Here is a 13,122-nt window from a genome sequence, read left to right as displayed (position 1 = left end):
CACCGACCGGTGCGACGAGTCCCAGCGTAGAGGTAGCGCGGTCGCCGGGACATCAGGGATGTCCCGGGTAGTCCCCTGAGCAGCGAACGTTCACGCCGGTTTCACAGCATCTGTCCAGCGCATGGCGGCAGCAGGTCAGGGGAGGGTGAAACCGAGTGCCGTGGCGGCGGGCGTCGGGTCCGGCGACGCCGACCAGTACCGCTCGAGGTTCGCGTTCGACGCCAGCGACCGGGTCTCGGCACGGTCCAGGTAGAGCACGCCACGCAGGTGGTCGGTCTCGTGCTGCACGATCCGCGCCGACCATCCCGTGAGCACCTCGTCGAACCACGCGCCGGTCTCGTCCTGCCCCGTCAGCCGGACGCTGCGGGGCCGCGCGACGACGGCCTGCCAGCCGGAGACGGACAGGCAGCCCTCGTAGAAGGCGACGCGCGACGGATGACCCGCCCCACCCGCACCGGCCACCGCGCCGGGCGGAGCTGGCGTGCCGTCGTCGGCCGCCGCAGCGTAGTCGGGGTTGACCAGGACGCGGAACGGCATCGGTGCCCGCTCACGCTTGTCGCCGGGCATGCCGGTGTCCTCGCAGACGGCGAGCGCGAGCGCGATGCCGATCTGGGGCGCCGCGAGCCCGACGCCGGGCGCCGCCCGCATGGTGCGCCGCATCGCCTTGAGGAGGCGCGGCAGCACGTCCCCGAGCTGGCCCGTGTAGGGCGCCGCGGGCGTGCGCAGGACCGGGTCGCCGGCCTGCACGATCGGCAGCACCCCGGGCGCCTCGGCCCGGGCGAACGCGACGTCGAGCAGCTCGGTCACGGCGTCGACCAGCGCCGGGACCGGTTCGCCCGGCCACGAGCTCACAGGCCGAGCCGCTCCCGCACGACGGCGGCGAGCGTCTCCGCGACACCGTCGGCCTGGGTCTGGGTAGCCGCTTCCACCATGACGCGCACGACGGGCTCGGTGCCGGAGGGTCGCAACAGGACGCGTCCCGTCTCCCCGAGCAGCGACTCCGCGCTCTCGACGGCAGCGCGCAGGTCCTCGTCGACGGCGGCCCGCGCCTTGTCGACGCCCTTGACGTTGACCAGCGTCTGCGGCAGGCGCGGGATCTCCGTCGCGAGGTCTGCCAGCCGGTGTCCGGTCGCCTTGATCCGTGCGGCGAGGTGCAGCGCGGTGAGGACGCCGTCGCCGGTGGTGGCGTGCTCGGCGAGGATGATGTGACCGGACTGCTCGCCGCCGAGGCCGTAGCCGTGCGCCCGCATCTCCTCGAGGACGTACCGGTCGCCGACGCCCGTCTGGACGGTCGTGATCCCGGCGTCCTTCATGGCCAGCAGCAACCCGAGGTTGCTCATGACGGTGACGACGAGCGTGTCGGAGGGCAGCCGGCCCTCGTCCTTCATCGACTTGGCGAGGATGCCGAGGATCTGGTCGCCGTCCACCAGGACGCCCCCGTGGTCGACGGCGAGGCAGCGGTCCGCGTCGCCGTCGAACGCCACGCCGAAGTCCGCCTCGGCGGCCACCACGACGGCCTGCAGCTGCTCGGGGTGGGTGGAGCCGGCCTTCTCGTTGATGTTGCGCCCGTCGGGGCTCGCGTTGATGACGACGACGTCCGCGCCGGCGGCGCGCAGCGCGTCCGGTCCGACCTGGCTCGCCGCGCCGTTGGCCGCGTCCACCGCGATGCGCAGACCCTCGAGCGGCCGGTGGTCCGGCGTCGTGCCGATGCTCGTGACCAGGTGCTCGACGTACTGCTCCGCCGCGATGCCGGTGTCCGTGCGCATCCGCCCGACGTCGGCCCCGATCGGGCGCTCCCAACCGTTGCCGAGCACCGCCTCGATCTCGTCCTCGACGCTGTCGTCGAGCTTGAGCCCGCCGCGGGCGAAGAACTTGATGCCGTTGTCCGGCATGGAGTTGTGCGACGCGGAGACCATCACGCCGAGGTCCGCGTGCATGGCGCTGACGAGGTACGCGAGCGCCGGCGTGGGTACGACACCGAGGTCCACGACATCGACACCGGAGGCCGCCAGCCCCGCCGAGACCGCGGCAGAGAGAAACTCGCCCGAGGCGCGCGGGTCGCGCCCGAGGACGGCTTTGGGCCGGTGGCCCGGCGTCGCCCGGGAGCCCAGCACGTGCGCTGCGGCGCTCCCGAGATCGAGCGCGAGCTCGACCGTCACGTCGCGGTTGGCCAGGCCACGGACACCGTCCGTGCCGAAGAGTCGTGCCATCAGTTCTCGTCCTCTCGAGTGGGCGCTCGGACGATCGTAGTGCGTCCGAACATGCGGACGGCCCCGCCGGAGTACCGACGGGGCCGTGCGCGGAAGCGACGGATCAGCGCTTCGAGTACTGCGGAGCCTTGCGGGCCTTCTTGAGACCGGCCTTCTTGCTCTCCACGGCACGGGGGTCGCGGGTGAGGAAGCCGGCCTTCTTGAGGGCCGCACGGTTCGCGTCACGGTCGATCTCGTTGAGCGCGCGCGAGATGCCCAGGCGCAGCGCACCGGCCTGGCCCGAGGGACCGCCGCCCGTGATGCGGGCGATGACGTCGAAACGCCCCTCGACCTCGACCAGCTTCAGCGGGTCGTTGACCAGCTGCTGGTGCACCTTGTTCGGGAAGTAGTCCTCGAGGGTACGGCCGTTGATCTTCCACTGGCCGGTGCCGGGGACGAGGCGCACTCGTGCCACGGCCTCCTTGCGGCGACCCAGGGCCTGGCCCGGGGCAGTGATGGACTGACCGCCGTTGGCCACGGGGGCCGCGGTCTCGGTGGTGTAGTTGCTGGGCGTGTTCTCGTCCAGCTCGGTGTCGACGGTGGTGTCAGCCACAGTGTTTCCTTCGCTCGGCATCGGGCAGCGGCTCAGGCCTGCTGCGAAAGCTGGGTGATCTCGAAAGGCTGGGGCGTCTGGGCCGCGTGCGGGTGCTCCGCACCGCGGTAGACCTTCAGCTTCTTGAGCTGCTCGCGCCCGAGCGTGTTCTTGGGGAGCATGCCGCGCACGGCCTTCTCCACGGCCTCCTCGGGGTTGTTCTCGAGGAGGTCGCCGTACTTGACAGAACGGAGGCCGCCCGGGTAGCCGGAGTGGCGGTAGGCGAGCTTGTCCTCGCGCTTGTTGCCGGAGAGGGCGACCTTGTCCGCGTTGATGACGATGACGAAGTCACCGCCGTCGACGTGCGGCGCGAAGGTCGGCTTGTGCTTCCCGCGCAAGAGTGTGGCGACCTGGCTGGCCAGGCGGCCCAGGACGACGTCGGTCGCGTCGACGACGTGCCAGTCACGCTGGACGTCGCCGGGCTTCGGGGTGTACGTACGCACGGTTCGTAACCTTTTTCGTGGTCGGTGTCGTCGGGCGAGAAGCGGCGCCCGATGAGTCAGATGTTGTACGCGGGGCCCCAGGACGGCGTCCTGGCCCTTGCGCCGTCTGACGGTGGGAACGTCGACGGCGCGGGACGCCGGGGCATAGCACAACGACTAGTCAGTCTAGCGGCACGCCGTCGTGGTGGTCAAAGCGACGTGCATCACCTCGGTCGCATCCCCTCCCGGGCTGCGCGCCCAGCGGTCGAGGTGCACGGTGGAGGCATGACCGAAGACACGCCAGGGACACGACCGGACCCCGAGCTCGGCACCGAGGGGGACGGCAACCAGCTGCCCACCGAGGACACCCTGCTCGACCGTGGGACCCGGGACGCGCTCGACGAGGGCTACTCCCCGCCGGAGCGCCCCCGCAGCAACCACTGGGGCGAGACGTCCTGGGAGGAGTCCCATGGTGAGCCGCTCGACCAGCGGCTCGCCGAGGAGGAGCCCGACGTGTGGGAGGCGGACCCGCTGGACAGGCCGGACACGGCCCGGGCGGGACGCCTCGTCGAGGACGTGGGCGCCGACCCCGGGGCCGACGGAGCTCGCCACAACGACGTCTACGGAACCGATGCCGGGATCGACGGTGCGGGGGCCAGCGCGGAAGAGGCCGCCGTCCACTGGGTCACCGAGCCGTGAGCCGCAGCGCCGCGCAGGGTGACGGCCGAGGAACGAGGCCGCCGCCCGCAGCAGAGCGCAGGCACACGGCGACCCCCAGCACCGAGCCGTGAGCCGCAGCGCCGCGCGCTACCTCAGCTCGTCGGCGGAACGACGAGCCCGGATGCGGGCCGCACGCGGTCCGAGCTCGGCGTCCGGGGGGTACTCCACGTGCTCCAGCGTGAGTCCCCGCGCGGGGGCGACGGCTGCCGCTGCCGACCGGCTGCCACCGGCAAGAACCTCAGCAGGGGCGTCCGGCGTCTGGCGCCCCTCCCCCACGGCGAGCGACATCCCGACGAGCGCCCGCACCATGGAGTGGCAGAACGCGTCCGCCTCGACCACCGCGACGACGAGTCCGGCGTCCGGCCCGGCGGCGGGGCGCGTCCAGTCGAAGCGGGTCAGCTCACGGATGGTGGTCGCGCCCTCGCGCGGCCGGCAGTAGGCCGCGAAGTCGTGCAGGCCGACGAGCGGCTGCGCCGCGACGTGCATGGCCTCCACGTCGAGCTCGCGGCGGTGCCACAGCACCCAGTCGCGCCGCAGGGGGTCACGTTCCGCAGGGCTGTCGGCGATGCGGTACCGATAGGTCCGGTTGGCCGCTGAGAACCGCGCGTCGAACCCCTCGGGCGCGAGGCTCGCACGGTGCACGACGACGTCGGGCGGCAGCACCCCCGACAGCCGGTCGACCAACGCCCGCCCCGGTGACCGGTCGGACCGGCCCGGCATCGCCTCCCAACGCCTCGCGGGCAGGTCGACGTGTGCCACCTGCCCGCGGGCGTGCACCCCGGCATCGGTCCGACCCGCCACCGTCAGCCGTGGCCGCGGCAGACCGAGCGCCTCGGTGCGCACGATCGTGGACAGGGCGTCCTCGAGGACACCCTGCACGGTGCGCAGGCGCGGCTGCGTCGCCCAGCCCGCGAAGTGCGTGCCCGCATAGCCGAGATCGAGGCGGACACGCACGGTCCCGCCGTCGGGCACGCCGGACGAAGAGGCCGCGTCGGCGCGGCGCGCCGTGGCGTCCGCCGGTTTCGGGGATGTCGAGGTGCTCACGGGACCATTCTCACCGGATGATGGGGCCGTGGCCGATCTCATGACCCTCGCGGTGGACTGTGGCGGTGGCGGCATCAAGGCGAACGTGCTCGACGCCGCCGGCACTGCCCACGCCGCACCCGTCCGCGTCCCGACGCCCTACCCGCTCCACCCGACGCTGCTCGTCGACACCGTGGCCGAGATCGCCGCGGGGTTGCCGGCCGCAGGCCGGGTGACGCTCGGCATGCCCGGTATGGTCCGTCACGGCGTGGTCGTCCACACCCCGCACTACGTGACCCGCGCAGGCCCGCGCACCCGCGTCGTCCCCGAGCTCGTGGCGGCCTGGAGCAGCTTCGACGTGCGCGCGGCGCTGAGCGACCGGCTCGGCCTTCCCGCGCTCGTGCTCAACGACGCCGAGGTCCACGGGGCAGGGGTGATCGCGTCGTCCGGCGTCGAGCTGGTCCTCACCCTCGGCACAGGTCTCGGCTCCGCACTGTTCGACGGCGGCCGGCTCGCCCCGCACCTGGAGTGGTCCCGCGCGCCGGTGCGCCGCAGCACCACCTACGACGCCTACGTCGGGGAGCCTGAGCGGCGCCGGCTCGGCGACGGGCTGTGGTCGCGGCGGGTGGTGGCGGTCGTCGAGGGCATGCGGCCCGTCTTCTGGTGGGACCGGCTCTACCTGGGTGGCGGGAACGCACGGCGGATCACGCCGTCGGCCCTCGAGCGACTGGGGGACGACGTCGTGGTCGTGCCGAACTCGGCCGCGCTGGTGGGCGGCGCGCGGGCCTGGGACCTGCTCGTGGACTGACCTACTGCCCGACGGCGGGTCGTGCCTCCTCCCGGGCGTCCACGGCCGCGTGCGCCTCCAGCACGGCGCGGCTGAAGGCGACCGGCTGGTCCAGGCTGACAAGGTGCCGGGCGCGCGGCACGACGACGAGGTGCGCGTCCGCTCCCCCGGCGCGGGCCGCGGCGAGCATCGAGCGCTCCTGTCCGCGGAAGTGGTCCCACTGCCCGTTGACGAGCCATACCGGGCTGTCCGTCGCCCGGAGGTCGGCGCGGGTGTCGATCCGGCCCACCTCGTCGAGCACGTCTGCCATGACCTCCAACGCGAAGCCTCCGGCCGCCAGGTCCTGTCCGGACTCGGCGTCGAGCATGCCGCGCACCAGCGCCTCGTTGAGCCGGGCACCGGAGTCCGGCCACCGTTCGATCCAGCGGGCGAGCCGCAGCCAACCACTGCGCAGAGGCACGTCGGGGCTCGTGCAGCACGACGCGGCGACGAGGCCGGCGCACTGCTCCGGGGACCGGGCACGATGCTCGATGGCCACGTAGCCCCCGAGAGACAGGCCCACGACGAGCGCCCGGCCGCCGGCCTGCGCGACCGCGTCGTGCACGGTGCTCACCGCCCCGTCCAGGCTGAAGCGCTCGCCGCGCCGCGCACCGTGACCGGGAAGGTCCGGCGCCGTCGTCGGGACACCCGCCTCCCGGAGGACGCCGACCTGGCGCCGCCACATGGTTCGCGAGGTCCGAGACCCGTGCAGGAGCACCACCGGGAGCATGACCCCACCGTAGGAACGCCGAGGGCCCCGCACCACCTCAGGTGGTTCGGGGCCCTCGGGCGACCGCTGGAAGGAGAGGACTCAGTCCTCCTTCTTCTCCTCGGCCGGAGCCTCGGTCTCGGTCGACTCGACCGGTGCCTCGGTGGCCTCCGCGGCGGCGGGTGCCTCCTCGGCGGGCTTCTCGTCCGACTTCGCGGCCTTCTGAGCGGACTTCGTGGCCTCGGCCACGACGGCCTGCTTCGGGCTGACCGGCTCGGTCACGAGCTCGATGACCGCCATGGGGGCGTTGTCGCCCTTACGGTTGCCGACCTTCGTGATGCGCGTGTAGCCACCGTTGCGCTCGGCCATGGCCGGGGCGATCTCGGTGAACAGGGTGTGCACGACGGACTTGTCGCGCACGACGGTCAGGACCCGACGGCGGGAGTGCAGGTCGCCACGCTTGGCGAGCGTGATGAGACGCTCGGCGGTCGGACGCAGCCGCTTGGCCTTCGTCTCGGTCGTGGTGATGCGGCCGTGCTCGAAGAGCGCCGTCGACAGGTTCGCGAGGATCAGGCGCTCGTGAGCGGGGCTGCCACCGAGCCGCGGACCCTTGGTGGGGGTAGGCATTTCTGGTTCTCCTTGAGGGTGGTACCGCGCCGCGCGGCCCCGTCATGTCGAGCGGGGCCGCTGCGGGCGCGGTGCGTCAGTACGTCTGCTCGTCGGTGTACGAGGCCTCGTCGTCCCCGCCGCTGAAGTACTGCGCGCCGGAGGCGTCGAAGTCGAGCGGCGAGTCCTTGAGTGCAAGCCCCAGCTCCGCGAGCTTTTCCTTGACCTCGTTGATCGACTTCGCACCGAAGTTGCGGATGTCCAGCAGGTCCGCCTCGCTGCGCGCGACCAGCTCACCGACCTGGTGGATGCCCTCGCGCTTGAGGCAGTTGTACGACCGGATGGTGAGGTTGAGCTCCTCGATCGGCAGCGCGAGGTCCGCGGCCAGCGCGGTGTCCGTCGGCGACGGGCCGATCTCGATGCCCTCCGCCTCGACGTTGAGCTCCCGGGCGAGGCCGAACAGCTCGACGAGGGTCTTGCCGGCCGACGCGAGCGCGTCACGCGGTGCGATGGCCTGCTTGGTCTCGACGTCGACGATCAGCTTGTCGAAGTCCGTGCGCTGCTCGACACGGGTGGCCTCGACCTTGTAGGTGACCTTCAGGACGGGCGAGTAGATCGAGTCCACGGGGATGCGGCCGATCTCGGCGTCCAGGGCCTTGTTCTGCGCGGCCGACACGTAGCCACGTCCACGCTCGACGGTGAGCTCGATCTCGAGCTTGCCCTCGTCGTTGAGCGTCGCGATGTGCAGGTCGGGGTTGTGCACCTCGACGCCCGCGGGCGGAACGATGTCCGCCGCGGTCGCCGCACCGGCGCCCTGCTTGCGCAGGTACATCACGACCGGCTCGTCGTTCTCCGAGGAGACGACGAGGTTCTTGATGTTGAGGATGATCTCGGTGACGTCCTCCTTCGCACCCGGGACGGTGGTGAACTCGTGGAGCACACCGTCGATCCGGATGGAGGTGACCGCTGCGCCCGGGATGGACGACAGCAGCGTGCGGCGCAACGAGTTGCCGAGCGTGTAGCCGAAGCCAGGCTCGAGCGGCTCGATGGAGAAGCGCGAACGGTACTCCGAGATGACCTCTTCGGTCAGTGTCGGGCGCTGTGCGATGAGCACTGTGTTGGTCCTTTCAGTGTGCGTCCGCTATATGACGCATCACGGCTCCGCGGTCTGGCGCGGCCCTGGACGGGACTCGGTCCACCCGTCCAGGCAGATTGCCGGCTGAGCCGTCGGCGCGACGGAGGGCGAGAGCCGAGGCACTCGCCCGGCCGCGCACCCGCTGGCCCAGCCGGCAGTCGAGACGGTCAGACGCGGCGACGCTTCGGGGGGCGGCAACCGTTGTGCGCCTGCGGCGTCACGTCCTGGATCGAGCCGACCTCGAGGCCGGTCGCCTGCAGGGAGCGGATCGCGGTCTCACGACCGGAACCCGGGCCCTTGACGAAGACGTCGACCTTCTTGACGCCGTGCTCCTGAGCGCGACGGGCTGCCGACTCGGCGGCCAGCTGCGCGGCGTACGGCGTGGACTTGCGGGAGCCCTTGAAGCCGACGTGGCCGGCAGAGGCCCACGAGATGACGGCACCCGACGGGTCGGTGATCGACACGATCGTGTTGTTGAAGGTGCTCTTGATGTGCGCCTGGCCGAGCGGGACGTTCTTCTTGTCCTTGCGGCGGGGCTTGCGCGCAGCGCCTGCGCGAGTCTTGGGAGGCATATGTGCAAATACTCCTGGTCTGAGGTCGTCGGACCGGGGCGGAGGTCAGGAAGCCTGACCCGCTCCACGGACTGCTGACGTCAGCGGGCCTTCTTCTTGCCCGCGACGGTGCGCTTCTTGCCCTTGCGGGTACGCGCGTTGGTCTTGGTGCGCTGACCGCGCACCGGCAGTCCGCGACGGTGACGCAGACCCTGGTAGGTACCGATCTCCACCTTGCGGCGGATGTCGGCAGCGACCTCGCGGCGGAGGTCACCCTCGAGCTGGTAGTTCCCCTCGAGGAAGTCGCGCAGCGCGACGAGCTCGGTGTCGCTGAGCTCCTTCACACGCGCGTCCGGGGAGACCCCGGTCGCCGCGACGGCCTGCTCGGCGCGGGTACGACCGACGCCGTAGATGTAGGTGAGCGCGACCACGATCCGCTTCTCGCGGGGGAGGTCGACGCCGACAAGACGTGCCATATGCCTTCCGGCTCCTGTACTGCTCTCCAGAGGTCTCCCGCACCTGCCTCCCGCGAGTACCGCGGGCCCCGGCCCCTGGACCGGAGGTTCCCCTGACGCCCCGGAGGGCGGCCAGGTTCGTGCTGGTGCGCTGTACGCGACGCGTCCTGTGCCAGGACGCACCGCGGAGTCATGCTGCTGCGATCAGCCCTGGCGCTGCTTGTGGCGCAGGTTCTCGCAGATCACCATGACGCGACCGTGCCGGCGGATCACCTTGCACTTGTCGCAGATCTTCTTGACGCTCGGCTTGACCTTCATCAGTGTTCCTCCGCCGCCTCCCCTGGCCGGCCCGTGAGGACGGCCGTGCAGGCGGCGATGTAGATCGGGTGGGGGGATGACGACTACTTGTAGCGGTAGACGATCCGGCCACGGGACAGGTCGTACGGGCTGAGCTCCACCACGACCCGGTCCTCGGGGAGGATCCTGATGTAGTGCTGCCGCATCTTGCCCGAGATGTGCGCGAGAACCTTGTGCCCGTTGGCCAGCTCCACGCGGAACATCGCGTTCGGCAGGGCCTCGACCACGCTGCCCTCGATCTCGATGACACCGTCCTTCTTTGCCATGTCCTCCGCTAACTCTCGTCTGTGTCTCTCGACGGACTGCCGCCACGCGCCTCCGGCCAGCCGTGGCGGCACCATGACAGGACGTCGGGAACGTGGATCGCGTGCTTCTGCTCGTCAGGCCGACGTCCGCTGCTCCTCGGAACGTGTCCGAGAGGCTCAGGACGGGCAGCTACGAGCGGACTACACCCGACAGACCATCCTACTCCATCCGGAACGGAGAGCAACCTTGACGTCCGTCACAACATGACCGGCCGCAGGCCGAACGGCTCCAGGCCGGCCTCACCCAGGTCTGGGGCCGTCAGCACCGCGACACCCTCGTCGAGGATCGCGACCGTGTGCTCCCAGTGGGCGGCTCGCGACCCGTCGGCCGTGACCACCGTCCAGTCGTCCTCGAGCACGTGCGTGACCGCCGTCCCGCGCGTGAGCATCGGCTCGATCGCGAGGCACATACCCGGCCGCAGACGCGGCCCCCGGTCGGTGGCGGAGAAGTTGACGACGTCAGGTGGCTGGTGCATCGCCGTACCGATGCCATGGCCCGTGTACTCCTCGACGATCCCGTACTCGACCCCGCGCAGCTCGGCGGACAGGTCCACCGAAGCCTCGACGGCCGTGCCCACGTCGCCCACCCGGCGGCCGCCGGCGAGGGCGGCGATGCCGGCCCACAAGGCCGTCCTGGTGGCCTGTACGAGGCCCCGGTCCGCCGGGTCGACGCCGTCGGTCGCGTCGTCGACGTCCACCGCACCGGACTCGTCGAGGAGGAAGGTGATCGCAGAGTCACCATGCCAACCCTCGACGACGGCCCCGCAGTCGACCGAGACGACGTCCCCGGTCGCCAGCGCACGCCGGCCCGGGATGCCGTGGACGACCTCCTCGTTCACCGACGTGCAGATCGTCGCCGGGAAGCCCTGGTAGCCCAGGAACGACGGCTCGGCACCTGCCTCGGCGATCACCCGCGCGGCGACCGCGTCGAGCTCGCTCGTCGTGCAGCCCGGGTGGGCGGCCGCCCGCACCGCGGCGAGCGCGTCAGCCACGACGAGCCCGGCACGGCGCATGAGGCGCACCTGGTCGAGGCTCTTGAGCTCGATCCGCGGGTGCGGGCGGAACACGCCGCCTCAGCCGAGCTGCTGCGCGAGCGCGGACACGATGCGGTCGGTGACCTCGGTGATCTCCCCGATGCCGTCGACCTGGGCAAGGATGCCCCGCTCGGCGTACGCCGACGTGAGCGGCGCGGTCTCGGCATCGTAGATGTCCAGCCGGCGCTCGATCGCGGCGGGCGTGTCGTCCTCGCGTCCCTCGACCTCCGCGCGCTTGGCGATGCGCTCGAGCAGCTCGTCACGGTCAGCGGTCAGCTCGATGACGCCGTCGAGCTCCCAGCCGAGTCCGGCCAGGATCTCGTCCAACGCCTCGACCTGGTGGGCGTTGCGCGGGTAGCCGTCGAGGAGGAACCCGCCGTGGACGTCGTCCTCGGCGAGGCGGTCGCGCACCATGGAGTCCGTCACCTCGTCCGGGACGAGCTCGCCCTGGGCCGAGTACTCCTGCGCGAGCTTGCCCAGCTCCGTGCCGCCGGCGATGTTCGCGCGGAAGATGTCGCCGGTCGAGATCGCGGGGATACCGAAGACCTCCGCCAGGCGGGCCGCCTGGGTGCCCTTGCCGGCGCCCTGCGGGCCCATGATCACCAGACGCGTGATACGTCCCTCGGCGCCAGGTGCGCCGTGGAGCTCGCGGCGGGTGGTCGGGGTATTCGTCTCGGTCAACGGAGGAACCCTTCGTAGTGTCGCTGCTGGAGCTGGGAGTTGACCTGCTTCACGAACTCGAGGCCGACGCCGACGATGATGAGGATCGACGTGCCACCGAACGGGATGTTCGTCGTGACGCCCAGGAACACCAGCACCAGCGTCGGGATGAGCGCGACGATGGCGAGATAGACCGCACCCGCCGACGTGATCCGGGTGATCACGTAGTCGAGGTACTCGGCCGTGGGACGGCCGGCGCGGATACCGGGGATGAAGCCCCCGTACTTCTTCATGTTGTCCGCGACCTCGTCCGGGTTGAACGTGATCGACGTGTAGAAGAACGCGAAGAAGATGATCATCAGGACGTACAGCGCGATGTAGATCGGCTGGTCCTGCAGAGCGAGATTGTTCGAGATCCAGATGACCCACTCGGCGCTCTGGTCGCCGAACTGGGCGAGGAGCGCGGGGATCGCGAGGATCGACGCCGCGAAGATGACCGGGATGACACCGGCCATGTTGATCTTGATCGGGATGTAGGTGCTCGTGCCGCCGTACATGCGGCGACCCACCATGCGCTTGGCGTACTGCACGGGGATCCTGCGCTGCGACTGCTCGACGAAGACGACCATCCCGATCACCAGGATGATGACCGCGATCATGATGATGAAGTTCATCGCGCCGTTGGCGCCACCGGCGATCGACCACAGGGCCGTCGGGAAGCTCGCGACGATCGACGTGAAGATCAGCAGCGACATGCCGTTGCCGATCCCCTTCTCCGTGATCAGCTCACCCATCCACATGACCAGGCCGGTGCCCGCGGTCATCGTCACCACCATCAACGCCGCCGTCGCGAAGCGGTCGTCCACGACCACGTCGAGGCCGCAGCCCGGGAAGAGCAGGCCCGTACGCGCCGTCGTGACGATCGTCGTCGACTGCAGGATCGCCAGGGCGATGGTGAGGTAGCGGGTGTACTGCGTCAGCTTCGCCTGGCCGGACTGGCCCTCCTTGTGGAGAGCCTCGAACCGCGGGATCACCACACGCAGCAGCTGCGTGATGATGCTCGCCGTGATGTACGGCATGATCCCGAGGGCGAAGACCGACAGCTGCAGGAGCGCACCACCGCTGAAGGTGTTGACCAGGCCGAGCAGCGACGTGCTGTCGTCCAGCACAGCGACGCACTGCTGCACGTTGGCGTAGTCGACGCCCGGCGTCGGGATGAACGACCCCACGCGGAAGAGCGCCATGATGGCGATCGTGAACAGCAGCTTGCGCCGCAGGTCCGGTGTCCGGAAAGCCCGGCCGAATGCGCTGAGCACCTATCCTCCTGACCCGCCGCGGCGGGGTGTCGTGTCGCCGGTGTCCGGCGAGGTGTGGTCCGCCTCCGTTGCGGCATGGCCGCGACGTCGACGTACCGACTTCGGTCGTGGTCCGGCCGGATGTCCCCGACGGTCACTGCGCGCGTCGCGTGCGCCGCGTGC

The 13,122-nt window shown here is 70.8% G+C and carries 17 protein-coding genes; 2 read left to right on the top strand and 15 right to left on the bottom strand.

Annotation, left to right across the window (positions count from 1 at the left end):
- Window positions 1-135: 135 nt before the first annotated feature.
- The 4 genes from PZC42_RS03860 to rplM all read right to left on the bottom strand — a co-directional run bounded on the left by PZC42_RS03860 (window position 136) and on the right by rplM (window position 3,284).
- The gene (locus PZC42_RS03860) at window positions 136-852 is read right to left on the bottom strand and encodes a peptide deformylase (RefSeq protein WP_438802899.1); all 717 of its coding nucleotides are present in this window, start codon (window positions 850-852) and stop codon (window positions 136-138) included.
- Window positions 849-2,210, bottom strand: a complete 1,362-nt coding sequence (gene glmM, locus PZC42_RS03855) for a phosphoglucosamine mutase (RefSeq protein WP_277208613.1) — start codon at window positions 2,208-2,210, stop codon at window positions 849-851. The genes PZC42_RS03860 and glmM overlap by 4 nt, the downstream gene beginning before the upstream one ends.
- A gap of 103 nt (window positions 2,211-2,313) precedes the next feature.
- Window positions 2,314-2,802: a 30S ribosomal protein S9 gene (gene rpsI, locus PZC42_RS03850; RefSeq protein ID WP_277208607.1), complete on the bottom strand. Its 489-nt coding sequence runs from the start codon at window positions 2,800-2,802 to the stop codon at window positions 2,314-2,316.
- A 32-nt stretch (window positions 2,803-2,834) separates the two neighbouring features.
- On the bottom strand, window positions 2,835-3,284 hold the full coding sequence (rplM, locus tag PZC42_RS03845; RefSeq protein ID WP_277208604.1) for a 50S ribosomal protein L13: 450 nt from the start codon (window positions 3,282-3,284) through the stop codon (window positions 2,835-2,837).
- A gap of 264 nt (window positions 3,285-3,548) precedes the next feature.
- Between rplM and PZC42_RS03840 the strand changes: the two genes are divergently transcribed.
- On the top strand, window positions 3,549-3,962 hold the full coding sequence (locus PZC42_RS03840; protein ID WP_277208601.1) for a DUF5709 domain-containing protein: 414 nt from the start codon (window positions 3,549-3,551) through the stop codon (window positions 3,960-3,962).
- Between the two features lie 108 nt (window positions 3,963-4,070).
- Here PZC42_RS03840 and truA read toward each other — a convergent pair whose 3' ends face one another.
- On the bottom strand, window positions 4,071-5,027 hold the full coding sequence (truA, locus tag PZC42_RS03835) for a tRNA pseudouridine(38-40) synthase TruA (protein ID WP_438802898.1): 957 nt from the start codon (window positions 5,025-5,027) through the stop codon (window positions 4,071-4,073).
- 40 nt (window positions 5,028-5,067) lie between these two features.
- Here truA and PZC42_RS03830 point away from each other — a divergent pair, with 40 nt between their 5' ends.
- Complete coding sequence (locus PZC42_RS03830; protein ID WP_306573855.1) at window positions 5,068-5,814, top strand: ROK family protein; 747 nt, start codon at window positions 5,068-5,070, stop codon at window positions 5,812-5,814.
- Between the two features lies 1 nt (window position 5,815).
- Here PZC42_RS03830 and PZC42_RS03825 read toward each other — a convergent pair whose 3' ends face one another.
- The 10 genes from PZC42_RS03825 to secY form a co-directional block, all read right to left on the bottom strand.
- Window positions 5,816-6,562, bottom strand: coding sequence for an alpha/beta fold hydrolase (locus tag PZC42_RS03825; RefSeq protein WP_277208596.1), 747 nt, complete (start codon window positions 6,560-6,562; stop codon window positions 5,816-5,818).
- An 81-nt stretch (window positions 6,563-6,643) separates the two neighbouring features.
- Window positions 6,644-7,168: a 50S ribosomal protein L17 gene (gene rplQ, locus PZC42_RS03820; RefSeq protein ID WP_277208593.1), complete on the bottom strand. Its 525-nt coding sequence runs from the start codon at window positions 7,166-7,168 to the stop codon at window positions 6,644-6,646.
- A gap of 76 nt (window positions 7,169-7,244) precedes the next feature.
- Window positions 7,245-8,261, bottom strand: coding sequence for a DNA-directed RNA polymerase subunit alpha (locus tag PZC42_RS03815; RefSeq protein ID WP_277208590.1), 1,017 nt, complete (start codon window positions 8,259-8,261; stop codon window positions 7,245-7,247).
- Window positions 8,262-8,449: 188 nt separating this feature from the next.
- Window positions 8,450-8,854 (bottom strand): 30S ribosomal protein S11, encoded by a 405-nt coding sequence (gene rpsK, locus PZC42_RS03810; RefSeq protein WP_106267278.1) that lies wholly within the window; start codon window positions 8,852-8,854, stop codon window positions 8,450-8,452.
- Window positions 8,855-8,934: 80 nt separating this feature from the next.
- Window positions 8,935-9,309, bottom strand: coding sequence for a 30S ribosomal protein S13 (gene rpsM, locus PZC42_RS03805; protein ID WP_277208588.1), 375 nt, complete (start codon window positions 9,307-9,309; stop codon window positions 8,935-8,937).
- A 183-nt stretch (window positions 9,310-9,492) separates the two neighbouring features.
- On the bottom strand, window positions 9,493-9,606 hold the full coding sequence (gene rpmJ / locus PZC42_RS03800) for a 50S ribosomal protein L36 (protein WP_009740505.1): 114 nt from the start codon (window positions 9,604-9,606) through the stop codon (window positions 9,493-9,495).
- Between the two features lie 83 nt (window positions 9,607-9,689).
- Window positions 9,690-9,911, bottom strand: a complete 222-nt coding sequence (gene infA, locus PZC42_RS03795; protein ID WP_012867920.1) for a translation initiation factor IF-1 — start codon at window positions 9,909-9,911, stop codon at window positions 9,690-9,692.
- 236 nt (window positions 9,912-10,147) lie between these two features.
- Window positions 10,148-11,017 (bottom strand): type I methionyl aminopeptidase, encoded by an 870-nt coding sequence (gene map / locus PZC42_RS03790; RefSeq protein WP_277208585.1) that lies wholly within the window; start codon window positions 11,015-11,017, stop codon window positions 10,148-10,150.
- 6 nt (window positions 11,018-11,023) lie between these two features.
- Window positions 11,024-11,581, bottom strand: a complete 558-nt coding sequence (locus tag PZC42_RS03785) for an adenylate kinase (RefSeq protein ID WP_277209275.1) — start codon at window positions 11,579-11,581, stop codon at window positions 11,024-11,026.
- Window positions 11,582-11,661: 80 nt separating this feature from the next.
- A complete protein-coding gene (secY, locus tag PZC42_RS03780) occupies window positions 11,662-12,960 on the bottom strand; it encodes a preprotein translocase subunit SecY (protein WP_277208582.1) in 1,299 nt (432 codons plus the stop codon).
- Window positions 12,961-13,122 lie beyond the last annotated feature (162 nt).

Origin of the sequence: Isoptericola croceus (assembly GCF_029382255.1) — a bacterium.
In the GTDB taxonomy this organism is placed as follows: Bacteria; Actinomycetota; Actinomycetes; order Actinomycetales; family Cellulomonadaceae; genus Isoptericola; species Isoptericola croceus.
Note: the sequence above shows the minus strand (reverse complement) of the source record. Positions and strands in the feature narration are given on the sequence as shown.

Bases quoted from the DNA above. Each gene is read 5' to 3' on its own strand.
- rpsK (WP_106267278.1), bottom strand. From the start codon at position 8,854: ATGCCTCCCAAGACTCGCGCAGGCGCTGCGCGCAAGCCCCGCCGCAAG.
- rpsM (WP_277208588.1), bottom strand. From the start codon at position 9,309: ATGGCACGTCTTGTCGGCGTCGACCTCCCCCGCGAGAAGCGGATCGTG.
- glmM (WP_277208613.1), bottom strand. From the start codon at position 2,210: ATGGCACGACTCTTCGGCACGGACGGTGTCCGTGGCCTGGCCAACCGC.
- rpmJ (WP_009740505.1), bottom strand. From the start codon at position 9,606: ATGAAGGTCAAGCCGAGCGTCAAGAAGATCTGCGACAAGTGCAAGGTG.
- PZC42_RS03825 (WP_277208596.1), bottom strand. From the start codon at position 6,562: ATGCTCCCGGTGGTGCTCCTGCACGGGTCTCGGACCTCGCGAACCATG.
- PZC42_RS03840 (WP_277208601.1), top strand. From the start codon at position 3,549: ATGACCGAAGACACGCCAGGGACACGACCGGACCCCGAGCTCGGCACC.
- rplQ (WP_277208593.1), bottom strand. From the start codon at position 7,168: ATGCCTACCCCCACCAAGGGTCCGCGGCTCGGTGGCAGCCCCGCTCAC.
- PZC42_RS03830 (WP_306573855.1), top strand. From the start codon at position 5,068: ATGACCCTCGCGGTGGACTGTGGCGGTGGCGGCATCAAGGCGAACGTG.
- PZC42_RS03785 (WP_277209275.1), bottom strand. From the start codon at position 11,581: ATGGGCCCGCAGGGCGCCGGCAAGGGCACCCAGGCGGCCCGCCTGGCG.
- infA (WP_012867920.1), bottom strand. From the start codon at position 9,911: ATGGCAAAGAAGGACGGTGTCATCGAGATCGAGGGCAGCGTGGTCGAG.